At 34.8% G+C, this 24682-nt stretch carries 21 protein-coding genes; all 21 read right to left on the bottom strand.

What is annotated here, in order from left to right:
* From BM207_RS01650 to BM207_RS01550, 21 genes are read right to left on the bottom strand one after another with little or no spacing between them, the layout of a single operon-like run.
* Positions 1-609 (bottom strand): acetyltransferase, encoded by a 609-nt coding sequence (locus tag BM207_RS01650; protein WP_090991811.1) that lies wholly within the window; start codon positions 607-609, stop codon positions 1-3.
* 1 nt (position 610) lies between these two features.
* Positions 611-1213 (bottom strand): sugar transferase, encoded by a 603-nt coding sequence (locus BM207_RS01645; protein WP_090991810.1) that lies wholly within the window; start codon positions 1211-1213, stop codon positions 611-613.
* Positions 1206-2444 carry a glycosyltransferase family 4 protein gene (locus tag BM207_RS01640; protein WP_090991809.1) on the bottom strand — a complete coding sequence of 413 codons (1239 nt, stop codon included), beginning with the start codon at positions 2442-2444 and terminating at the stop codon, positions 1206-1208. The genes BM207_RS01645 and BM207_RS01640 overlap by 8 nt, the downstream gene beginning before the upstream one ends.
* Positions 2444-4330: an alginate lyase family protein gene (locus BM207_RS01635; protein ID WP_218155009.1), complete on the bottom strand. Its 1887-nt coding sequence runs from the start codon at positions 4328-4330 to the stop codon at positions 2444-2446. Before BM207_RS01635 ends, BM207_RS01640 begins: the two co-directional genes overlap by 1 nt.
* Before the next feature lie 10 nt (positions 4331-4340).
* Complete coding sequence (gene wecB, locus BM207_RS01630) at positions 4341-5438, bottom strand: non-hydrolyzing UDP-N-acetylglucosamine 2-epimerase (RefSeq protein ID WP_090991808.1); 1098 nt, start codon at positions 5436-5438, stop codon at positions 4341-4343.
* Positions 5439-5445: 7 nt separating this feature from the next.
* Positions 5446-6522: a pectate lyase family protein gene (locus BM207_RS01625; protein WP_090991807.1), complete on the bottom strand. Its 1077-nt coding sequence runs from the start codon at positions 6520-6522 to the stop codon at positions 5446-5448.
* Between the two features lie 4 nt (positions 6523-6526).
* Positions 6527-7873 carry a phenylacetate--CoA ligase family protein gene (locus BM207_RS01620; RefSeq protein WP_090991806.1) on the bottom strand — a complete coding sequence of 449 codons (1347 nt, stop codon included), beginning with the start codon at positions 7871-7873 and terminating at the stop codon, positions 6527-6529.
* Positions 7866-8843 carry a CapA family protein gene (locus tag BM207_RS01615; RefSeq protein ID WP_090991805.1) on the bottom strand — a complete coding sequence of 326 codons (978 nt, stop codon included), beginning with the start codon at positions 8841-8843 and terminating at the stop codon, positions 7866-7868. The genes BM207_RS01620 and BM207_RS01615 overlap by 8 nt, the downstream gene beginning before the upstream one ends.
* Positions 8843-10627 carry a hypothetical protein gene (locus BM207_RS01610; protein WP_090991804.1) on the bottom strand — a complete coding sequence of 595 codons (1785 nt, stop codon included), beginning with the start codon at positions 10625-10627 and terminating at the stop codon, positions 8843-8845. Before BM207_RS01610 ends, BM207_RS01615 begins: the two co-directional genes overlap by 1 nt.
* Positions 10628-10630: 3 nt before the next feature.
* Positions 10631-11803 carry a hypothetical protein gene (locus BM207_RS01605; protein ID WP_090991803.1) on the bottom strand — a complete coding sequence of 391 codons (1173 nt, stop codon included), beginning with the start codon at positions 11801-11803 and terminating at the stop codon, positions 10631-10633.
* Positions 11804-13009 (bottom strand): MATE family efflux transporter, encoded by a 1206-nt coding sequence (locus BM207_RS01600; RefSeq protein WP_143095902.1) that lies wholly within the window; start codon positions 13007-13009, stop codon positions 11804-11806.
* Between the two features lie 8 nt (positions 13010-13017).
* On the bottom strand, positions 13018-14061 hold the full coding sequence (pseI, locus tag BM207_RS01595) for a pseudaminic acid synthase (RefSeq protein WP_090991801.1): 1044 nt from the start codon (positions 14059-14061) through the stop codon (positions 13018-13020).
* On the bottom strand, positions 14062-15501 hold the full coding sequence (gene pseG, locus BM207_RS01590; protein WP_090991800.1) for a UDP-2,4-diacetamido-2,4,6-trideoxy-beta-L-altropyranose hydrolase: 1440 nt from the start codon (positions 15499-15501) through the stop codon (positions 14062-14064).
* Positions 15491-16336 (bottom strand): cytidylyltransferase domain-containing protein, encoded by an 846-nt coding sequence (locus BM207_RS01585; protein ID WP_090991799.1) that lies wholly within the window; start codon positions 16334-16336, stop codon positions 15491-15493. The genes pseG and BM207_RS01585 overlap by 11 nt, the downstream gene beginning before the upstream one ends.
* Entirely contained in the window at positions 16314-17099 is a 786-nt protein-coding gene (locus BM207_RS01580) for an SDR family oxidoreductase (protein ID WP_090991798.1), read from the bottom strand. The genes BM207_RS01585 and BM207_RS01580 overlap by 23 nt, the downstream gene beginning before the upstream one ends.
* A 6-nt stretch (positions 17100-17105) precedes the next feature.
* Complete coding sequence (locus BM207_RS01575; protein WP_090991797.1) at positions 17106-17948, bottom strand: aldo/keto reductase; 843 nt, start codon at positions 17946-17948, stop codon at positions 17106-17108.
* The gene (gene pseC, locus BM207_RS01570; RefSeq protein ID WP_090991796.1) at positions 17932-19134 is read right to left on the bottom strand and encodes a UDP-4-amino-4,6-dideoxy-N-acetyl-beta-L-altrosamine transaminase; all 1203 of its coding nucleotides are present in this window, start codon (positions 19132-19134) and stop codon (positions 17932-17934) included. The genes BM207_RS01575 and pseC overlap by 17 nt, the downstream gene beginning before the upstream one ends.
* Positions 19134-20150 (bottom strand): UDP-N-acetylglucosamine 4,6-dehydratase (inverting), encoded by a 1017-nt coding sequence (gene pseB, locus BM207_RS01565; protein ID WP_090991795.1) that lies wholly within the window; start codon positions 20148-20150, stop codon positions 19134-19136. Before pseB ends, pseC begins: the two co-directional genes overlap by 1 nt.
* A gap of 21 nt (positions 20151-20171) precedes the next feature.
* A complete protein-coding gene (locus BM207_RS01560; RefSeq protein ID WP_090991794.1) occupies positions 20172-21479 on the bottom strand; it encodes a nucleotide sugar dehydrogenase in 1308 nt (435 codons plus the stop codon).
* 8 nt (positions 21480-21487) lie between these two features.
* Positions 21488-23881: a GumC family protein gene (locus BM207_RS01555; protein WP_090991793.1), complete on the bottom strand. Its 2394-nt coding sequence runs from the start codon at positions 23879-23881 to the stop codon at positions 21488-21490.
* Between the two features lie 6 nt (positions 23882-23887).
* Positions 23888-24667: a polysaccharide biosynthesis/export family protein gene (locus BM207_RS01550; protein ID WP_090991792.1), complete on the bottom strand. Its 780-nt coding sequence runs from the start codon at positions 24665-24667 to the stop codon at positions 23888-23890.
* Positions 24668-24682: the final 15 nt, after the last annotated feature.

The raw sequence follows: 24682 nt of genomic DNA, 5'->3' as shown, positions 1-24682 counted from the left end.
TTAATCTTCTATCTTATTGTACTTAATAATTTTACCAGGATTACCTACAACAACTGCATAGTCTGGTACATCTCTTATCACAACAGCTCCCGCACCAATCGTGGCCCACTTGCCAATCTTAACTCCCGGTATTACCGTAGCGCCAATCCCTACATGAGTACCCTCGCCTATGGTTACATTGCCTGCCAATCCCACCTGCGGCGAGATATGTACAAAATTAGCAATTTTACAGTCATGGTCAACAGATGCATTGCTATTTATTATTACATGATCTCCAATAACCACATCTGCGTTAATCGTTGTATTCGCCATACATACACAACCGGCGCCCATTACTACAGAAGCAGATAATGAACAACTGGGATGAACAATCTCTGCCGAACTCGTCATTAATTCATTCGCTATCCTTTTTCTAACCTGGTTATTGCCAATGGCTATAATAAACCTATGCGTATTCAGCTGCTTAAATTCACTATAATTATTTAATGGATAATCTAAAAAAGTAGGTGTGATACAATTTTCAGCCCATACCCCTTCAATTTTATTATTATGGGATTTAATAATATCTATCACTACTTTGGCATGGCCACCAGCACCTATTACATGCATTTTAATTCCCCGTAAATTTCTCCATCGTTGCCGATGTGGTCGAAGAAATCCCTTCTCTTATTAAAACTTTTTTAAATGTTAACCACAATATTTTCAAATCTAATAAAAAACTAACATTATCCACGTACCATACATCAAATTTAAACTTCTGTTCCCAACTAATAGCATTGCGTCCATTTACCTGTGCCCATCCGGTAATGCCCGGCCGCACTTCGTGACGCCTATATTGCTCCTTGCTATATAAGGGCAAATACTCTGGCAACAGCGGTCTAGGCCCAATTAGACTCATATCTCCTTTCAGCACATTTAATAATTGCGGTATTTCATCTAAAGATGTTTTTCGTACAAAAGCACCAACAGCCGTCAAACGAACATTGTCTGGTAATAATTCCCCATCTGCACCGCGCTTGTCGTTCATCGTTTTAAACTTGATAATCTTAAACAATTTAGCATTTTTTCCTGGGCGAGTTTGAAAGAAGAAAGGCTTGCCTTGGTTTGCAAAGAAAAGCAATGAAGCAACAATCAAAAAAACTGGAAGCAGTATAATAAAACCTAGAAAAGCTAATAAAAAATCCACAAAACGTTTCAATCCAAATTTATACATTACTAAATGCTTTCAAATAATCAATATATTTATTGGCCAATACCTTACGGTCAAAATTTTGCTTGGCATAAGCGTAGCCAGCTTCACCTTGTTCTGTCATTAAATTCGGGTTCGCCATATACAGTTTAACTTTAGCGGCAAAATCCTGGGGGTTTTCTGGTTCCACAAATATACCCGCATTAGCCTCCTCAACTAGTTCACGAGAAACCCCATCAATCGCCATAAAAATGGGCTTTTTACAAGCCATATAGTCGAACGTTTTGTTTGAATATACTGTTTTAAAAGTGTCTACATTTTTTAAAACAGAGGCTCCCATATCAGATGCAAAAATATATTCAAATACTTGGGCTTTAGGTACAGGGTCTAGCAATGAAACATTTGTAAGTTTCATACTTGTTGCCAAGGCTTTAAGTTGTTCTTTTTGCATGCCCTGTCCTATCAGTACAAATAATACATTTGTATCTCTCATCAAATCGGCGGTTTCCAGTATCTGATCCAAGTGATTCGCTACTCCGTGGGCTCCTACGTAGGTAACTACAAAACGGCCCTTCCAGCCTTGTTTTTCCCTGAATGCACTTACATCAAAGGTATCTAACAAATGATCCGATAAACTAAAATCGGCCGCATTCGGAATAAAGATTATCTTCTCTTCCGGAACGTGTTTCTTTTCGATTAACGTCTTTTTAAAAGCGGGGGTAAGCACATTGATCTTTTTTGCCTTTTTATAAATAAAAGCCTCTAAAGCGTAAGCCAGCTTGATGATCATTTTATTGGTAACAACCCCTGTATCAATTGCCGACTCTGGCCATAAATCTCTTATCTCAAACACAAAAGGTTTTCCTTTAATTCTAGATAATAAATAACCGGTAATGCCAATAAAAAGCGGTGGCGAGGTTACCAAAATTATATCATACTTACCTTTTACTTTAAAAAGGCCGGCCCAAAGGGCAGAGAAAACAAAAGAGAAATACCCCCAAAGCCTTCCAACGAAACCTGAGTTATAACTTTCAGAAACATGAGTTCGCCATACGTTCACATTACCTTGCTTATTACTCACAAACCACTTACCCTTATACTGTGGCCTTTTCTCATGCCCGTTATAATGCATCATACCAGCAATTACTGTTACTTCATGGCCTTGCTCTGTCCATTGGCTAGTGAGTTCGTTAAACCTCGATCCTCCTGGATCATCTTGCTCCAAGAAATATTGATGCAGTAAAAGTATTCTCATTATTTTATTGTTATAATTGTAGTTATTGTATTCTCATTGGTAGCAAAGGCCACTTCATCACAAGGCTCTTTTACACCATAAAAGGAAGAATAATATCCTTCACCAATTTGGGCTAAAACCTTTTCTCCAGAAAGCAATGTAGCTTCGAAATTGAGCTCATGTAAATATGATGTATGCCATAACTGATTCAGTGGTAAAGCGGTTGGCTTATTCAAAATAACATCTGTCACTTCCCAGCGAGGTTCATTTTTTGCAATCTTTATAGTCCTTTTGTGTCGAATGCCTTTGTTCAAATGTTGAAACGCCTTAATAGTTCCTTCAAAAAGAAAAAATTCATCGGCTTCTTGTGTACTAACCTGTTCGCACTGCGACCAATGATACCAAATAAACCTAGAGCCTTTTTCCATTTGATCATTATCACCCAACATCACTGTATTATGAGAACGAGTTCCCATAAAATACTTTAAGTTGCGCTCGTCTGAGTTATACTTATAAGTACCTCCATCATGTAGAATATTTTTACCACCATACCATATATCGAGATGAAGGTTATCGGCCTGTGCAGGACGGTCTTTGTGACTACCGCAGCGAATAAAGTTTAGACTTTCAGTTGTTGGCCTGTACAAATAATACCCCCCCTGTTCAAAACTAATGCTACCTTTCTCCATTTCAATTGGGTCTGCTTTAACCTCATTACTTAAACCATACCATAAAGCGTCTTCAAATTTTGTGAATTCCCAGCCTTTGTTAAGTGCGTAGCTTAGGCTCTCTAACTGCGGCATATAGTTGCGGTAATGGGCATCATTTAGCTTGAAGAAAAGTGCACCATCATTATTACCATAATTTGGTAACCATCCATCTTCAGCATTCATACAATTCATCAAAAACGTTAGGCTCTTTTTTGCCCGTTCGTAAACTACATTTTTAAAGCGCTCACCATTTAAATCAGAGAGCTTAAGAGCCCAGGTTAACAATTGAACGACCACTCTATGGTAGTTCATCGAAAATTGAAGAAATGTTCCATCTTCGTAAACCTGATAAGCAATTTCTTGCTCAAACCAAGCTTTACCTTTTTGCTTCCATTTAGCAGCGCCAGGATATTTTGGATAAAGTAACCCTACCAAATAGAGGAGTAAGGTTTCTGTTATCGCATGGTTGTTCCGAACGGCAATTCTCGAGAAATTAATATTATGATAAACATGTTCTGTTTGCCAGAAGATGTAATGCTGTATTTTATCGAAACGTTCGGCTGTCAAACTTGGAGAATTCTTATAATAATATAAGGCGAAAGTCCAATTTAAAATCCTAAGAGAGATTTCCTGACTACATTTAAAATTAGGCCCTTGATTTATGTTGTTGCCATTTAACCAACTTTCTATTTCTGCAAAAACTTGTTCGGATGAATCTTGTCCCGAATGATAATCATATCGGATTATAGTATAGAGATGGGAAAACCTTGAAGGCTCCCAAACAAACTTAATATCTCCTGCATTTCTATCAAAGTCATTTACATCAAGCCAATGTAAGTCTTTATCATATTTAAACCCATTATCAGGATTTGTTACCCAATCATGTTTAGCTCCCAGCTCATATTCCAAACTCGAAAAGAATGGGTATTTAAACTCCTTTAAACGATCATAATTACTTTGCAATTCTGGAGAAAATCGTTTCTCGAACTTAATACTCTCTCTACTTTCAAAAAAGAAAGGCTTAGCCGAACTTCTCCAATCATCCAACGTGTAATATGATTGAAAGGCGGGTTCCACGGGGAATTTCTTCTTTAACAGCCCCAACCTCTTACGCAGCTCAAATCCAGTCCGGAAAAAAACATACCTTCCGCCCATGTTTTTGACTAGTTGAAATGCCCGTTGAATTTTTTTAATCATCAAACAGTGCTTAAGCTTTTACAGATAACTCCAGTAAATGAGCTACGATCCGATCAGCAGTTTTTCCATCCCATAACGGAGGGATTCCGCCTTTTTTCCAATCGCCATTAAATAACTTATCAAAAGCTGGTTTAATCGCATTTGGATTAGTTCCTATAAGCTCGTTTGTTCCAATGGTAATAGTCTCTGGTCTTTCGGTATTATCACGTAGTGTAATACACGGCACCCCCATTACGGTAGTTTCCTCTGTAATACCTCCCGAATCTGTAACAACTAATTTCGCTTTCTCCACCAAAAAGTTAAACTCAAGATAACTTAATGGCTCAATGAAGTGCAGGTTAGGAGCAGCAATACCCAAACCCTGCAAACTCTTTGCGGTTCTAGGATGCACAGGAAAAACAATAGGAACTCCGTGACTATGGTGAATTATCTCGTCCATCAAATCTTTTAATTGACTCTCTTGATCAACGTTTGCTGGCCTATGAAGCGTTAACACTAAGTAGCCCTTTTCTTGCAAGTTTGCTTCCTCCCAAATTGGAGGTGCAATAAAACGAGGTCTATTTTTCAATAGCGTATCAATCATCGTGTTGCCTACAAAAAATATTCTATCTTCAGTTATTCCCGTTTTGCGTAGATTTTCGTTAGCTACCTCAGATGTAGTGAAGAAATAATTGGTAATACTATCTGTTACTAGTCTATTTATCTCTTCTGGCATTCCCCAATCATCTGATCGTATTCCGGCCTCCACATGCGCTACTTTTACTTTAAGTTTTTGTGCTGTGATTGCGCAGGCCATTGTCGATGTTACATCGCCAACAACTAGCACCAAATCCGTAGGATTTGACAATAACTCTTGTTCAAAACGAATCATAATAGCACCAGTTTGCTCGGCTTGGGTGCCTCCCCCAGCTTCTAAATTTGCATGAGGTTCAGGAATTCCCAGTTGTTCAAAGAAATCTCCCGACATTTTTTTGTCGAAATGTTGCCCGGTGTGGATTAACCTGAAATCGACATTCTTTCCCTCTTTTTTCGCACTTTGAATAGCATGCACTATGGGTGCAATTTTCATAAAATTAGGTCGTGCTCCTGCAATAATGGTAATTAACATATATATTTTAATAATCTATCTTATTCCCGTTGGTAAAATTTAATTCTTTTATTTTTTGGCCCGTAATAATTGGTTTCGAAACATATGATTGCCTTGAATTGACTGAAAAAAGAAACGGCCTATGGGTAATCTCTAAATAAGGGGCTATAACTTGATTTCCATTACAACCATTTTTAGAATCTTTATTTTCAAATATAAAGCCTGTTCCGCAACCTTCTGCTGTCATCCCTGTAATGACGTTGCCACCCCCTTGTATATACATCCCAACTTCACATTGACCCACACGTCCACCTACCCATTTGTTAGCATTAGGACCTCTGCTAGGAAATGTAGCATCATGTGTAAACAGCCAACCAGTAGTTTTTACTTTGCCATTATGTCTATATCCTTGTACAAAACAATTATCAAAACTATTATGGTAACTCCCAGTTCCATTTTTATCTCCAGCTAATTCGAATCCTACTTGCCCGTTACCTTCCAAGGTAACTCTACAGTTCTGTAATCTAGAACGAGAACATTGTACTAAAAACCCTTTAGCATTTTCAGCTCTCACCCGAACAGATACAGATTCTATGTACAAATTAATAAGGAAATTCTTTTTAGGAACCATTTTGATTGCATACCCTTCGCCTGTGTATGTTAGCGTAATATTATTTCCAAAGATGCGAATATTATCTCTGTTTATAATAAGTGGTGATTTAATAAGTGCTTTCGAAGCATTTGGAAATTTTACGATAAATCCCGAATTAATTGCAGCTTGTATTGAAGCAGCATCATCGGTACGATTGTCAAACTTAGCGCCATACCACCTTACGTGTACTTCATCATCTACATTCCTTTGTCTTTTCCAGCCTCCTGTGTTGTTCTTCGCTGGAAATTTTAACCCATTATCATAAACATTAATCGTTGGATCATAAATAAACATCCCACCTCTTAATGTATCTATAACCATCGCAACATCCCCTTTTGAGGCAGCAATAGTCCTTAAAGCATCTATTGTTTGAACCTCAGTTATTTCTCTCTTAACTTGCCCAAAGGTTGTCATAAAGAAAAAAGGAAAAACTAGCAAAATTAACTTTTTCATAAGGTTAAGCTTTAACTAATAAATTTATTTTCCCAGCAGGGGTCATTATAGGGTTGTCAATTCTACTGAATTCAAATTCCACATTTACATTGGAGCTATCAAATAAATCAGCACCGATCTCTTGGTTAACACTATCGTCTTTTAAAACGTACAAAATTGTTGCTTTCCCCTGCTCATTTTGCTTGATTTGAACGAATTTGCTCAAATCAAAAATTTTATGATGCCTTCCAAAAATAAGGCCAGTTAACGGGATTTTATTGCCAATCTTGTCCAGAATATATTCACCAGTCCTACCAGATGATATTTTAAATTTGGTAAGAATGTCATCTTCGTAGTCGACACTGTCGATTTGGTCTCCGGTATTATATCTTATTAATGGAGATGCCATATTGTAATAGCTTGTACCCACTAAGTTGTGGTTTGCATTTTCTGGAATTGCTTCGCAATAACCATAGGTTTGTAAAACTTCATAAGTAAATGGTAATTCATTTTCGTAGGCCAAAACACATGTCTCTGTATGCCCGTAAAATGATTGAGTTTTTACACCAAATATTTCCTCTATTTTATTTCTAAATACTGGCGAAGGAAATTCGCTTGATAAGAACACCCCTTTTAAGCTTCCTTTGAGGGAATTAAGCAGATCAGTATCTTTTTCTTCACAAAATAATGCGAAATTATATATTGCACTTGGATAGCCATGTAAATAATAAACGGGATGTTTTTTCATTATTCCTTTGAGAGCAGTTGCATTTTCCTTGGGATCCGCATAGATATCATACCGTAAAGAATGTCTTAAAAAATCATATTGTATATTATTGGCAACATTAGACCTACCATCAAATACAATTTTCAAATCGTTCGGACTAAAAGCTAACTTACTCCAAATGTAATGAATATGAGACCACTCATTTCCAAATCTCGCTGGATCCATATAAAAAGATAAAGTTTTACCTGAAGAGCCACCGGTGTTTACAATAGTCCTATTAGGAATAGGGTAGCTTCTATATTCAAGAGAAACGTTGAGTAAATCCTCCTTATTAATAACCGGGACTTTCTTGATGTCATCGAAACATTTTATATCATCTTCTTTTAAGCCATGAGATGCATATAAATCCTTATAAAATGGCACATTTCGTATAGCATGTGAAAATACTCGAAAAAAACGCTCGTAAATAAATTGTTGTTTAGCTTCATCACTCATCTTTGGATAAAGCTCAATCATTTTAGTTTGTTCTGAATAGACTTTACCCAAGCCTGGTCGCAGCCTGAATGGGATTCTCGCAATGAGTTGTCCCAAACCTATTGGAATTTTAAAATTGCTTTTCTTAAGACGTACTAAAATTTTATTCATATCCTTTTTTCTTCATGTATTTAATTTTAAGTCTAAACGCTCCAGATATCATCTGTAAAGCTGATAACCTAAAAAAGTCTATCAGTGTCCCATCAAATGCGAATAAATTTAAAAAAACACGTTTTAAAGAGCTAAAATGCTTTTCGTTGTCCAGAACTTCCGTGGGAATTTTTTCAAAATCTTCACAAGTTAATTCAAAATTCTTCACATAATTATCACTAGTAATTACCTTTGTAAGAAGTTTAGAATAAGTTTCCGTATCACTATCATACATTATTGCTAATCCGTATCTCACGGAAGGATAATTCTTATAGTAATAAGGATGTGGTATAAAGGTGTTTCCCATACTGTAAATCACTCTATCTCCAACACCACTAATAACATGAGGATGATGCCCAAAAACAAACCAGCGATTTTTATCAAAACCTAAATTATAGGTTTTAAACACTGTCGTGTCCATATCTCTACCCCAGTGAGGGTATAAAATTGGCTTATTAGGCAGCTGCTCTATTTCGATAATCTGTTCTCTAATTTGTTTAGTATTATAAAAAAGGTAATTCAAATGGTCTTTACCAGCATATTTCGCAACAGTTTCTGCAGTTACAAAGTTTAGGATCACAACTTCCTCTTCGATTATTATAAATGGCTTTTCCTTTGTCCCAAAGAACGGTACATTGTATTCCTTTAATTGTTGAATTAAAAACTCCAATCCAACACTGCCATTATCCAGAATATGGTTATTAGCTAGTGCAATTACAAAACGCTCTTTTCCAAAAGCTTCCAAAAAGGCGATTAGTTCATCACAATTTATGGGCATAATTTGAGACCTGTTATCTAAATCAGAACCAGTTAGTGGAGAGCCTTCCAAATTAAAAACTATTTTGTCAGCATCATTTAACAATGCTATAAAGCTCCTATTTAAAATGAGTTTTGGATCAGGAACAAAATCCGAGAGAAATAGTATTTTCATTAGGCCGTTGCAAATTTTATAAGATGTTCATGAAACACACGATAATCCTTAGACGAGTAAAAGAACTCAAAGTATTCAGTTTTGAACTTCGCATAGTCTTCTCTAATTAAATTAATATTTAACAACTTATTTTCAAGTTCATCAATGTCCGTAATGGTTCCCTGGTAAACTTCTGTGAGATGATTGAGCTTGTATAGGCGTGCGGCTTTTGTAATAAGACAATATAAGATGGGCACTCTTCCATTTTGCAAAATTAAAGAATCAACTGAAGAATGTTTAATAAAAGCTAGATGTTTACCAGTAAGTGAGTCATCAATTGATGTAGCTGAGTCGTATACAGTTATATCAATACCATATCTCTCAAATTTACTACGCAATTCTCTTGGATGAGGCTTTATATAAATAGCTATCGGTAAGCCCGATTTTTTTAATGATACCAACTTGCTAATTATGATATGATCATATTCCTCTTCAACCCTTGGTTGAGTATAAACTACAACATCAATCGTTCTTTCAATTGGATATAACTCTTGAGAAGTCAGATTTAAGGTTGGATTTCCCCAAAAATCACCCAACTCTGCCTGATGAGGTATTTTGTCAATTAGCTCTTGAGATTTCTGCTTACTCGAGAATAAAAATTTGTCACAATAAATAAAATTAGGCCTCTTTATTATTCTCATTTCCGTTGTTTGAACCTGTAGACTTTTGAGATTATTAGCCTTAGCTAGTTTTGCGATTACAAAAGCATAAGGAGTATAAATTTCAGGAGTAACTAGTATTTTAATACTGGTCTTTAATTTACTGCTATTTTTCAAGCATCTCTCTACGTTTCTTTCATACACTTTCACATCAAATTGATGTATCACCATTTCTCGCAACAGACTATTCAAATTGAGATTTGCACCAAGATGTTTGAAAGTTGTTTTATTTAAAAATAAGGTTTTGAAGATTAAGCCAAGTGTTTCGGTCAAACTAAAAAACAGGTCTCCAAATGACATCAGGTTTAAATAATATTCCCCAGCAAGGTTCTTAGTTTTTAAATAGCTAATACTTTGGCCAGAAGAAGTTATACCTTCCGCTACATGGGTAAAATAATTAGCCTTTTCACCTATGAGTGTCTGCATGTATTGTAAATGAGCTGGCCCTCTGCTACAAAATAAAATTTCAGGATTATTGCTTGCTCCAAGTAGAACTGTCCTAACACCCAATTTATATTTTATAAATTTCACAAGCAATAACAAGAATTTCAAAAACAATAATATATAACGTCTGCCAAAAATTCGCCAAGCGAGCCCCACTTTCGATCTTTTTTTTAACAAAACAATATCTATTTTTTGATGATTTGATTTTAAGTATTGTAAGATTAAATCAGGTAAAAAATCAAAGGGTTTGTAGAGTAATTGTCGAGTAAATTCCCCCTCCGATTCATAATACGGGAGATAATTTGCATTTAATACAATATCTGAAATTATAATTTCGGTGATGGGGTTATTCAGAAGCAGTTCATTTATCGTCGCTATCCACTTGAAGGGAATTTGCAAATTTCGATAGGCTATAGTTTTATTAGACTCAAATACCTCAGCAAAGCTAGTATTAAGTTGAGAAGAAAAATTATTGAAATGAGTAGATACTTGTTCAAAATAAGAGTCATTCTCATAGTACCCGCTTTCAACTTTCAAATTATTTCCATCAGTAATAATATCAGCATAATAGCTTAGTACAAAATCTTCCTTGTCAATATTAAGGTTGTTTATTTCTTTGGTAAAAAGTATAAATAATTTCACAGTTTAGGCATTAATTGTTCCTCTGTTAATTTTAGCAAATAAAACTACCGCAATTGCCATCGGTAAATATCGGTCTATAAATAACCCATATGAAAAAAGATATTCTACAATAACCGCAAGGATAAAAAGAGCAGAAAATTGAACTACTTTATCTCTTGAGCGCAGTTGCATAATTCCTCTGAACATTAAAAGATAAAAGCAAACGGCAAAAATTATCCCATACTTAAAAACCAACGTCAAAGGTGAAAAATGAGCGTTTCCTAATGCTTCTTTATTATATAATTGAAAACTATCATTCTGAAATTTAAATGTCGATCCGATGCCTTTGCCAAATACATAATCCATACCACTCATTTCATCCATAATCCCTTCAATTTCTGAAGACCTACTAGAGAAAACGCTAGATATAACTTCTTGATCATCAGAAGTTAAGCTCTCTATGGTTCTATTAAGTTTTAAAAATGCAGTCGAATCACTTAAAAATATTAGAAAATTAATTCCAATAAAAACAGTAATCCCAGCACCTAGTATAAATTTTTTAGTTAGCCTAGTAATATTAAAAACTAGATAAAAAAAGAAGACCACAATTGACCCAAGCATGATGGCACGTTTACCGCTAAAAAATGCAATAGCAAGCGCACCCAAGGTTCCAATCAAATTACTATTTTGGAGCGAGGTAACAAAATATGGTTGAATGAGGGGGGTTAATCCCAAATAATTAAGCTTATTATAACTTACAAAATAGAAAACAAAGAGCATTAATAGGCTGGAAATTAATGAAGCTACTGCTAGTTTTTTAACAAAAATCAAAAACTCTGCTCTATATTCTCTAACCTTCAACACGTCAAGTGTAGCACTGATTTTAAACAAAAAGATAAGTGGAAATAGCAAATCGGTTATATGTCTTGATGAAAAAGAATTAAACATAATTCCTATCAATAGACTCGGTATTAATAGGAACAGTAAAAATCTTAAACTTGACTTTCCTCGTTGATCCCTTTTAATAAAAAAAACAATAAACAATAAATCAAGAAAATAAGATATAGGTCTAACAAAATAAACCGTCCCCTCTGTTCCGATGGCGTTGTTGATTATAGGAGAAAATCCATAAACCGCCACTATATATACTAATTGCGCTAAAAGCAGATATCTTAACAAGATAACTTTATTTCTCATCTATCTTAGGGATCTTTTAGAAATGAACAAAAAGACTGCATTCGAAACTATTAACATCATAATTTCTAAATAAAGCAAGTGTAGTGGGAAATTCTTTTTTACCAGTGAAGCTGTTAAATAAAGAATTGCCATTACTAAAGTAACAATGACAAGCCAGAATTTAATAAAAAAGAATTCTTTGTTAGAAGTTATCGAAATTATACTTCCTATTCCAAGACCTAATATATTAATCTTTAGCACTGCCTGCCAAATTAGAAATTCACTTATATTCTCATAGCTAGGGAAAAAATGTACTAGCATAGAGATAAAAAAAGGCCCAATAGCAATGATTGCTAGTGAAACTAATACTACCCCTACACTTCCATACTTCACAACTTTAACTCGAAATTCCGCACTTTTACTTCCCTTATTTAGTATTATTGGATAATAATAAAATAAGATTGTTGTCAATAAGAGATACAATGCCCCTGCTATATTATCTGCTAACTGATAATTTCCCTTCAAAATATGATCGGTAGAAAAATGATTTAAAATAAATCTATCATAAGTGAGAAAAAAAGTAGTTATTAAGCCAATTAAGGTCATTTTTACTCCGGACTTTATTTGAGGCAAAATTGTATTTCGCAAATCACGAATATTTGATAAGTTAAACGAAATACCTAACCTATTAATTATTGGAAATGCCTGAAAGGCATTAAAAAAATTTGCGAAAACCAGCGAAATCAGCCAAGCAGCAAAAAAGTAGGGTATACTATCCGTATAAAAAAAAACTAGTACAAAATACGTTAACGAAAATGCAAGATTAGAAATATTGATGCCTAAGATTTTATCTTCTAGTCGTAAAAGAGTTTGAAATACTCCTCTAAAATAAATCATTACAGAAATTAAAGAAATATAAACAAACATCTCACTAGGGAGTAGTGCTATACCTGCTAAAACCACCAAAATAGAAACTAGAAAAATGTAATAAAGCGTATTTCTCATATACACTCTTCTAATCTCTTCATTATCTTCAGTAGAATATGCTTTTATAAGAGCTTGATTCAACCCCAACATCAGATATTGCGAATAAGTAATAAATAAGAAACCCGGGATTGTTTTACTATATTCTGCTGGCCCAACTTTTTTAGCAACTATAATATAGGAAAAAGCTACTAAGCCATATTCCAAATATCTTAGTAGTGAAAAAATTAATGAATTTTTCACATGGCCCATTATTCTAGACCTATATACTGAATATCCATCGCCGTACCTTTAGACAAGTCTTTCGTAGCTCTCTTTCCTAGTACAAGTTCATAGTTCTTTGGATGCAATCCGAACCCCGGCCTTATAGAACGTACGTTGGAACTTGTGAACACTTGACCCTCCTTTATATCTTCAACGATATAAAGAGATCTAGAAAAATCTTTGCCTTTTAGTTGCTTCTCAGTCAACGTATAATCAACCACACCAATAGCCTTTTCTGCTTGTCTAACGGCCTTAACCATTTCCGTAAATTCTTGTTCGTTCATAGAAAAAGAAGCATCTGGTCCCCCAATAGCCCGGTCTAAAATAAAATGCTTTTCAATTATCTTCGCACCAAAACAAGTTGCTACAACTGGAACTGTGCTTCCAATAGTATGATCAGACAACCCTGATATCACTCCATATTTTGCAGCAAAATCTTTTATCATAATCATATTGGCTTCTTCAATTGGGGCAGGATAGCTGGAAGTACACTTCAACAATGCTATATCATTGTTTCCTTTTCTTCTACAAGCAGCTAAAGCTAATTCGATATCATCTTCTGTCGCAATTCCAGTAGAAATAATTACTGGCTTGCCCTTAGAAGCAACTAACTCAATCAAAGGAATATCTGTAATTTCAAAAGATGCAATTTTATAAGCGGGAACATCTAAAGCCTCTAATAACTCAACTGACGTCGGGTCAAATGGCGACGAAAAACATATCAATCCTTCGTCTTTGGCCGCTTGAAATAATTTCTCATGCCATTCCCAAGGGGTATAGGCCTCTTTATATAAATCATAGAGATATTGACCATCCCAAATTGTACCCCCAATTCTAAAATCATCCATTTTGGAATCAATAGTAATGGTATCTGCGGTGTAAGTTTGAAATTTGATACAATCAGCACCCGCACGTTTAGCAGCTTTAATAGTCTCTAAAGCGGTATCAATTCTCCCATTGTGGTTTGCTGACAATTCAGCAATTATAAAAACCGGACTCTCATTATCTATATTAAAATAATCTATTTTCATTTATTGTTGATTTAATAGTTTTATAAATTCAAAATTACTATTATGTATAGTTTTAGTATAGCCTAATCGTTCAAAAGCCTTAACTGATGCCAAATTATCCGGCATTACGTATCCCACTACACTATTTATTGTTAAATCCTCATCTATAAGTTTATCTAAACCTTTTTTTAGTAAAATTTGTCCTAATCCCAAACCATGATATTTCGGATCAACTAAAAAACTTATAACAGCTCTGCCCTTTTCTATGTCAAACCGAATTGAGCCTAATTTCTCACTATTCCTCTGAGCTATAAAAAACTTACATTTATTATCCTTAATTTTAGAAAGATACCAATTTTCATGTTCGGAGTATTTTATCTCATTTCTATTAAAAGAAAATGCCCTTATTATAGGATCTTTCGCCCAATTAAAAGTGATTGTTAAATCGTCAGGTTCTGCGTACCGTAATTCAACTTCATTTTCAAGTTTAAGTTGATTAAAAATCCTAAAGATTCGTTCCCCAGAACACCCATCAATTTTTAAACTTTTATAGGCGCTTCCCTCTTTTGCCAAAACAGTCCTCAACGCATTTTCAATATTCATTGTAGAGAAATCCTCTGCACTTACAAAAAAACCAGCTTCTTTATATTGTGAAAAAATAAATTTTTGGTTTTCTGTATATATTCCTGAGATCACTCTACAACCAGTAGCAAGAGCCTCTAATAAGATCCCACTTGAGGGAACAATAGCAAGGTCTGACGTACTCATTAGTTTCAACATTTGCTCTTCACTCACGGCAGTAAAAACCGACGTATGCGGGTATCTGCTGGAGATATTAATTAGATCATTTCTAAACCTATAAGCGGATCCAATTATAACACTAACTTTTTTAATTCTAGCCTCTTTCAGAACAACCTTTAACGTTTTGCAAGTTAAGTTGTTAGGGTCAGATCCGCCAAAACATATTACAACTGATTCAATGAGATTAGTTTGTCGGCCTATTTTTGCTTGTTCTAAAAAAAAACTTCGCAACAAAGCATATTCTAATCCTAAAGCGAATTGCGTATATAGCATTGCATCATACTCATTAGCTTTGGTGTCTGGGGCATGATTAATTATCAAATCTGCATAAAACTTCTTATCGTGTAAATCATCTATACATATTAGTTTTCCAGCCAAATTTTTAATTTGCTCTTGATAGCTTGGCTCAAAGAAATAATTGTCTAAGACAACCATCTCATTACCTTCTAAGATAGCTAAAAACTCTGATTCTTCTCGAATCTTAAAAAATTCAAATTGGTTAGCTATTATATCACTAATAATGGTCTCGGGTACTTCCTTACAAAAAAAATAAATTTTAAATCCATTTTTCAACATTTGACCTAAGGCAATACATCGAACTAGGTGCCCCAGTCCTATATCTCCATTACCGTCGACGCGAATATAGACTTTAGTCTTCATTTTTTACTTTTAGGATTTTTGCAACTCTTTTAAAATCATGGTTTTCGAGAAATGCACGAGCTTCTCTAAGTTCTTCATCAAGATCTAGATACTGTTTTTTCTGAAAATTTCCTCCATTAGATTCGAAAATCCAAGGATATTTATTAAAAGCCCTCTCGACAATCTGTATTCCTTTCAACTTATCATCATTAATGCATTGAGATAGTAAAGATGATATTAACGTATAATCCGAGGCGTAATCGATTGTCAACCTCAATCCCTTTAAATGCTTATAGTCGGCAATTGGATAAATCTCTTTTTTATACTGTTCGTTATTTCTAATGAACATTGTGACATGTTCTTCATCGTCTAAACTAAGCTTGTACTTTTGCAAGTCCAGTAATGCCGAAGTAGCAACAACCTCGAAATTCATTCCAACTGGTAAATCTTCAGTCTTGGTATAATCATTTCCATTGTTGAGATGACGCATAACAACACGTTCTAATATATCGATATCGATTATGGGATTATCGGCTGTTAATCTTACTATACAATTGTAGGGCCCCATATTAGCAATGGAAATAAACCTACTCAAAACATTATCTTCTTCTCCTCTATAACACTGAATTTTATTGTCTATACAATATGAAACTAGTAAATCATTTTCAAGATTTGTTGATGTAGCTATAAAGATGTCATTGGCAAGAGAAAAAGCTTTCAATTCATCTATCACCCAAGAAAGTAATGGTTTTCCACTACCTAATGGTATAGGTAATAGAATTTTCCCCGGTAGCCGAGTAGATCTCATTCTTGCCTGGATAACCAAAGCAATTTTATTTTGCTGTCCAGCCGCCATCTATAATTAAATTTTGCCCAGTTATAAAATTTGAGGCATCTGAAGCTAAAAAAACAAATGCACCCGCTAAATCTTCTGGTTCGCCAATTTTATTTAAGCATGTTTTACTTTCAAGGGCCTTTATAAACCCTTCATTCACTTTAACCGAATTGGAAGGGAAAGGGCCAGGAGTAATAGTATTTACATTTATATTTAGATGACCCAGATAGCTAGCATAGTATTTCGTCATTTGAATTACTCCTGCCTTTGCTGCACCGTAATGGGGAGGATTTAAAAAAGAAGGGAATCCTTCATAAACTTCGAATTGAGGAGCGACAATTCCATACATAGACGAAACATTAATGATCTTTCCTCCTTTTAATTCTTTAAAAAAAGGAATAATTTCACGCATACATCTAAAAGTACTCCCAAGATTCCCATCAATGCCGTAAGACCATTCTTCATCTGTCATTTTCTCAGGTGACTGGCCTTTACTATAAAACGCATTATTAACAAGTACATCAATTCTTCCTTCAACACTAAATATTTTGTTAAAAGAATTTTTAATGCTTATTGTATTTGAAACATCCGTTTCCTCAAAAAACAAATTCTTATCTAGAGCAGCATTCTCGTTAAAGCATAGATTAAATTTATCTACATCCCTTCCTAAGACATATACCTTAGCGCCATGGTATACCAAACTTTCTGTAATAGCCCTACCTAAGTGGCCATATCCCCCAGTTATTAAAACTACTTTACTTTTTAAGTCAAATGTTTGTATCATGCTTGTTTACTTACTTGGCCAGTTAACTGGCATTAAAATAAGATCTGATATTTTTCTGTTCCAATCTTTGATAATTGGAGCTTCACTTATATTAGTTATGTTTAAAGACAGTTGTTGTACATTTTCGACACCCATTATAACACAATCTATGAAGTCTAATGATAAGACATACTTCAATAACACACTTGCTAAGCTTTCTTTGAATTCAGTCTGTAAGTTTTGAATATCCTCCTTCACCTCAGCAAAAAATACAGGGAGCTCATCCACATTCATAAAAAAGAGGCCTTGTAAAAAGGCAGATCTCGTATGAATCTCACAACCTTGAGATTTCAATTCGATTAATTGATGACGAAACCTGTTATCAAAATAGTTATAAGGCACCTGTACTAAATCTGGAATCATGTCTTTATCAAGCAAGGTGATAAGTTCTTCTACTGTATTTAATGAGTATCCAATTTTGCCTACCTTATTTTCCTCTCTTAATCTTTCTAACTCCAGCCAATGATGCGGATTTTTCAACAGATCAGTTGGTCGATGTGCTAAATAACCATAAAGGCTACCAATTTGTAATTTTGACAAGCTCTGATTGAGCTGTTCTTCTATACCCACAGAGGCAGTAGGAGGCATAAATTTAGAAATAACCTTAAAAGGTTCCAAATTAGTCTTTCCTAATATATCCTCAGCATTCCCATAAGCAGATGCAGTATCAATAAATAATACATTATTGCTTAATGCGTATTTTAAAATATCAGCAACCTCTTTATCAGAAGTCTGTCCACCACTATTAGAAATACCGTAAGGCATTCCAAATTGTACCGTCCCTAATCCAATTTTATGATTGAAGTTCATAAAATGTATTTATTTTTCCGATTACAAAATCTTGTTCCTCGTCTGTTAAGGTAGGATACATCGGCAAGCTAATACAATATTTATAATAGTTTTCAGAATGAGGCATATCTCCCTCTTTCCATCCAAGTTCTCGATAATAAGGCATCAAATGGCATGGTATATAGTGAATTTGAGCGAAGATTTTATGCTCACGTAAGTAGTTATAAAGACCAACCCTATTTTCTGCTTCAATAATATATAAGTGATAAGCATGCCCCTCGATAGAATCTGCTTGTCCTTTGATAAAGGTTTTATCTGTAAATGCTTCTGCATATTTTAATGCAATCGCACGCCTCCTATCAATCCCTTCATCTGCCCTATTCAATTGACTTAATCCAAGCGCAGCTTGAAAATCGGTTAAACGATAGTTATAACCCAGTGTTTGCATTTCCATATACCATCCTGGATAGGCAGTTTGATTTTCGGCACCAGCGGCAAAATCCTTTGTGTTAATAAAGCAATCTGCATTTTTGGTTATACCATGCGTTCTCAGCATTAACAACTTTTTATACAATTCCTCATCGTTTGTAGTAATCATTCCACCTTCACCCGATGCGATATGTTTAACTGGGTGAAAAGAAAATATCGCCAAATCTGCATTTTTACCATTCCCACAATTTTGTATTGCACCTTTTGAATCGGTAAAATACCCTCCTGGAGCATGGCATGCATCTTCGATAATCCATAATCCATATTCATCGGCAAGTGCTTTGAATTCTTCCAGATTAACTGCTCTACCGCCAAAATCCACTGGTACAATACCTTGATATGTACCCTTTGGAGATGCTTCAAGAAGAGTTCTTACTTTATTAATATCAAGTAAATATGTATCAGGATCAATATCTGAAAATACCACCTCGCCACCACAATAACGAATACAATTGGCCGAAGCAGCAAAAGTTATTGGTGTAGTAATAACCTTAGTACCTTCTTTAACATCCAAGGCCAAAGCACATAAATGTAGCGCCGCAGTTCCATTAGCAAGGGCAACTGCATATTTACTTCCTACATATTTCGCAAAGGCAACCTCAAATTCTTCAATTTTAGGTCCTTGTGTTAAATAGTCGGAATTTAAAGTCTCTACAACAGCCTTAAGATCTTCTTCCGTAATATTCTGACGACCGTATGGTATAATTTTATTCTCCATTAGTTTTCAAAAGTTGAATCGACATGTTCCTTAATTAAAGCCCGCAAGCTTTCAACTGTTTCCCATTCAGTATTATCACCAGAATTGTATGCAAAACCTTCTTCAACTAATTTAGCATTAAATTTAGTCTTAAATTCGTCCAAGCTCCATTTGTGTGTTGCAGGCAAAATTGTGTAATACTTCCCTAAATCGTAAGTGTAAAAGGAATCGGATGGAGTAATCATCTCTTCATGAACTTTTTCTCCCGGTCTAATTCCAACAATAACTTGTTCACAATCAGGTCCAATAGCCGTTGCTACATCTGTAATATTATAAGATGGAATTTTAGGTATAAAAATTTCTCCTCCCCATGCTTCTTCAAGGGCATGCATTACCATATCAACTCCACCATCAAGGGAGATATTAAATCTTGTCATTTTTGGATCAGTGATTGGCAATTTACCTTCTTTCTTCTTATTGATAAAAAATGGAATTACAGAACCATTTGACCCCATTACATTTCCATATCTTACCACAGAAAATCTAATAGGATTATCTCCCTTAATATTGTTTGCAGCTACGAAAAGCTTATCAGATGTTAACTTTGTAGCACCGTACAAGTTAATAGGAGCACAAGCCTTATCAGTAGACAGAGCTACAACACGCTCAACCTTTGTAGCAAAACATGCGTCTACAACATTTTGAGCACCGCCAATATTGGTTTTAATACATTCGTCAGGATTATACTCTGCAATTGGCACATGCTTCATCGCTGCAGCATGGATTACATAATCAACTCCTTGCATGGCTCTTATTAAACGCTCTCTATCTCTTACATCGCCAATAAAAAATCTCAATTGTGGGTATTTACTAGCAGGGTAGTCTTGTCCCATTTGAAATTGTTTCTGTTCATCTCTTGAAAAAATAATCAACCTTTTTATTCCTGGACTATTTTTTAAAATATGAGAAGTTAATGCCTTCCCCAAGGAGCCTGTTCCTCCAGTTATTAAAAGTGACTTACCGTTAAGATCTAACATAGTTTTATATATCGTTTATTATTATAACCTACCATCAACTAAATCTCTATTAACAAAAGATTTAGTATCAAAAATTACCGCACCAGCATCCTTATATTCCTTATAGTTGATATTCAAAAATTCATTATGTGCAACAGCTACAATAATGGATTTGTATGAATCGCCATTCAAGTCTGCTTTAATTTCCACACCGTACTCTTCTTTTACATCATGAATATTTGCCCACGGATCATAAATATCAACTTCTAAACCAAACTGAATTAGTTCATTATAAATATCAATCACACGTGTATTCCTAACATCTGGACAGTTCTCTTTAAATGTAAACCCTAATATTAAGGCTTTTGCACCTTTAATAACCTGGCCTTTATTTATCATTAATTTAATAACCTTATTAGCAACAAACATTCCCATATTATCGTTAACCCTTCTTCCAGAAAGAATTACTTGTGGATGATAGCCCAAAGCTTGCGCTTTGTGAGCTAGATAATAGGGATCAACGCCGATGCAATGACCACCAACTAAACCTGGTTTGTATTTTAAGAAATTCCATTTAGACCCTGCCGCTTCAATAACGTCGGTTGTGTCAATTCCGATCCGATCAAATATCAAAGCAAGTTCATTTACAAAAGAAATATTAACATCTCGCTGAGCATTCTCAATAGCTTTACTAGCCTCAGCAACTTTTATACTTGGTGCTTTGTGAGTGCCAGCAATTATGATGGATTTATATAAATTGTCTACTTTATCAGCAATTTCCGGAGTTGACCCTGAAGTTACCTTTTTGATCTTAACAAGTGTATTTACTTTGTCACCTGGGTTAATTCGCTCTGGAGAATAGCCAACAAAAAAATCGTCGTTAAATTTCAGTCCTGACTGCATTTCAAGAATTGGAACACAGTCTTCCTCTGTACATCCTGGATATACAGTGGATTCATAAATAACTAGATCTCCTACTTTCAAAACCGACCCCAGCATTTCAGAAGCCTTAATTAATGGTGTTAAATCCGGCGCTTTAAATTGATCAATAGGTGTAGGTACGGTAACAATAAATACGTTATAATTCTTAAGATCCTCTTTTTTTGAAGAGAATGAAATACCTATTGATAAATCACCTTTCGCTTTATCAGCAATTAATTTGTTTAAATCATCCAAATTTGCTTCTTGGGTCCGATCCTTTCCCTCGCTTAATTCTTCAACTCTAGCTAAGTTGATATCAAAACCCAACACTTCATATTGTTTGGCAAATTCAATTGCTAATGGCAGGCCTACATAACCTAGACCGATAATTGCAATTTTATTATCTTCTTTTTTAAAATTTGTATACATAGATGGAATTAAAAACGATTGAAAAAACTCTTACTTATATTTTTTAACGATTTCTTCTTCTGTTTTACATCGTCCGAATAATAACCATAGCCATATCCGTAACCGTAACCATAGCCGTAGCCATAACTGCCACCTAACTTTACTCCGTTTAGAATCACGTTAAGTTTAGGGAACTTACGTTGCTGGAACAACTCCTCCAGATTGCTAATTTGTTGCTTAAATGTCACTCCATGTCGTACCAAATAAATACTCGCATCAGCTAAACGGGCCAAGATTTGGGCATCAGTTACAAGACCTATTGGTGGTGTATCAATCAAAATTTCATCATAATTAGCTTTCAAGTAGCTGATTAATTTATCTATCTCTGTTTGTATCAATAACTCGGACGGATTAGGAGGAATTGGACCTGAACCAATTACAAAAAAGTTTGGACTTATCGAGGTTCCTTGTATTATATCATTAATATTTACCGCACCAATTAAATAATTACTTAAACCAATTTTATTGTTTAAATTAAGATACTTACTTACTTTAGGTTTGCGCAAATCAAGCTCCAATAATACAGTCTTTTTACCTGCTATCGCCATAGCTGCAGCTATATTACTTGCTACAAAAGATTTACCTTCACCACTAGTGCTCGAAGTAAATAAGGTTACTTTCCCTTCTCCTTCTTTTGTTTTCCCATGTAAAAATGCCATGTTCGTTCGAATAGATCTGAATTGCTCAGCAATAGCCTTTCTGCTATTTGCAGCAACTACAATGGCTTCTGTACCTTCCTCATACAAAATTTCCCCTAAAACTGGAGTTCTAGTAAGTTTGTTTATATCACTTACGCCATCAACCTTATTATTTAAAAGATCTTTTCCATAAACATAGCCGACAGGGATTAAAATACCCAAAAAGAATGCACCTAAATATATTAGCTGTCGTTTTGGTTTAATCGGTAACCCCGAAGAAAAAGCCGGATCAACGATTCGACTGTCTGCAACTGCAGATGCGTAAGACAGGGCGGCTTCCTCTTTCTTTTGTAAGAGATATAGATAAATACTTTCTTTCGTAGCCTTTTTACGTTCAATGCTCATTAATTGACGCTCCTGTCCAGGCATTTTTCTAATATTACTTTGAATCTGAGATTCATTGCCTTGAAGTGTTATTTTAGTATTATTTATCGACTCGTATAAATTATCTACCGAGCTTAAAATACCCTCTCTTGTAGTTTTAATTTGATTCATCAAGGGCTCCAGTCTTGGATTATTTTCCCCTGTTCTAGCCATTAGATCATCTCGCTCTAATTGTAATTCTCCTAATTTTGTTATTTGTTGTAATAAAATTGGATCTTCAACTCCTAAAGTACTCGGCAGCTTTTCTTTAGAGGAATTAGAATTAACATAACGGCGAATATCGGTGATAACAGACAACTGCAATTCGATTTCACTCAAACGGTTATCATTAGCTTTAACATTATCTAAAAAGAGAGATGCATCATTACTCATCGTCGTTATGCCACGCGTGCTTTTAAAACTCTCCACATCTTTCTCAACATCTGTTAACTCTCCACTAATTAATTTGGAACGAACATCGATAAAATCCATGGTACTTTGGGTAGTCCTATTCTTATCTGCTAAACCAGCTTCGTTATAGACTTGAACGAGAGTGTTCAAGATATCCTTTCCTTTTTCAACTACATTAGTTTGAATGCTTAGGTTTAAAACAGATGATTGTTTACTTGATAAACTAATATTAAGATTTTTTAAATATTGATCCGCAACAACTTGTGGGTTACTTAATGTTAAATAAATGGGAACTTTGTACTTTTGGCGCCACTTATAAAAATTATCATTTTTCTGGACCTTAAAAACGCCAAAAGTTGTTCTTTGCAAAGTATCAAGTACGCCCCTCACTTTTTTACCACTTAAGGGCTCTTCTAACAAATATTGATTATTACTTGGAAAGGTTAGCAATAAAGTCTTGCCATGCCAAGTGCTATCCAACTCAGCAACGCCAATATTTATTGGTTTCGAAGCATAAATATCACTTTCCATTATTCGGCCTTCTATGGTATAGCCAATCATTAAGTTTAGTCGAGAAACTACCCTACGCATTAAAGTTTTTGACTTCAATATTTCGATTTCATTGTCAACGACTTTAGTTGTACCAAAAATATCCAGCTCAGAAAGTAAATCTCCCCCAGTTCCGCCTCCTTTTTTTTCATCCTTAATTAACAATACACTGTTTACTTGATACGTGAGGGGGGTATAACGTAAATAAAAAAAAGCAATAATTAAACAGACAATAAGACCTATTATAAAAACGGGCCAATGATATAAATACTTACCAAGTATTTCTCTTAGATTTATATTATTTTCTTCAAAATTGTTATTTTGGGTATTTTCGTTTTGCATAAGTTGTTAAAAGCGAGTAATCACCAAAGCAATTACAGATAAAACAGAAAGAACAAGACCTACATTGCGATAACTAGCATCGACACTTGCATATTTAGCTGCGCTAGGTGTCACAATCAGTACATCATTGTTTTCTAAATAATAGTATGGAGAATTAAAAAGATCTTTACTTTGCAGGTCTAAACGTACTTGCTGTCTTTTACCTAAATTCTCTCTTACGAGCAATATATCATTTCTTTTTGCGGTAATATTTAAATCTCCCGCCATTCCCAATGCCTCTATAATAGTAATACGCTCACTCTGAACAGGATAAACACCAGGACGTTGCACATCACCTAATACTGAAATCTTAAAGTTCACTAATCTAATTTTCAATACCGGTCTAACTAAAAATTTTCCTTCATCTAATTTAGTTTCAATCAACTTACGAGCATCATAAGTACTTAAACCTTCTACCTTTACTGAACCTAGGTAAGGCAATTGCACATTCCCTTGTTGATCTACAATAAAGCCGTTGGGATTTGGAATTCCTGCTGCTCCGCTAGTAATGCTTGCCTGGGCAGCTCCCATATTACCTAAATTAAAGTAGGCATCTGATTTCTCGTCCAAACTCGACACCGTAATCGCTAAAATATCATTCTTTTGAATTTTTAAAATCGTCTGATTGTTGATGTCTTCAGCTAAATTGCCTGCTGGGAGGTCTGTAAAATAAGGTATAGTTTCATATTTTACACCGCAGCTGCTTAAAAACAGAACAGCAGCAAAAAGGTAAAAGATCTTTTTCATAGATTGAATGGTTAT

Origin of the sequence: Pedobacter insulae, from assembly GCF_900113525.1 — a bacterium.
GTDB lineage: Bacteria > Bacteroidota > Bacteroidia > Sphingobacteriales > Sphingobacteriaceae > Pedobacter > Pedobacter insulae.
Note: the sequence above shows the minus strand (reverse complement) of the source record. Positions and strands in the feature narration are given on the sequence as shown.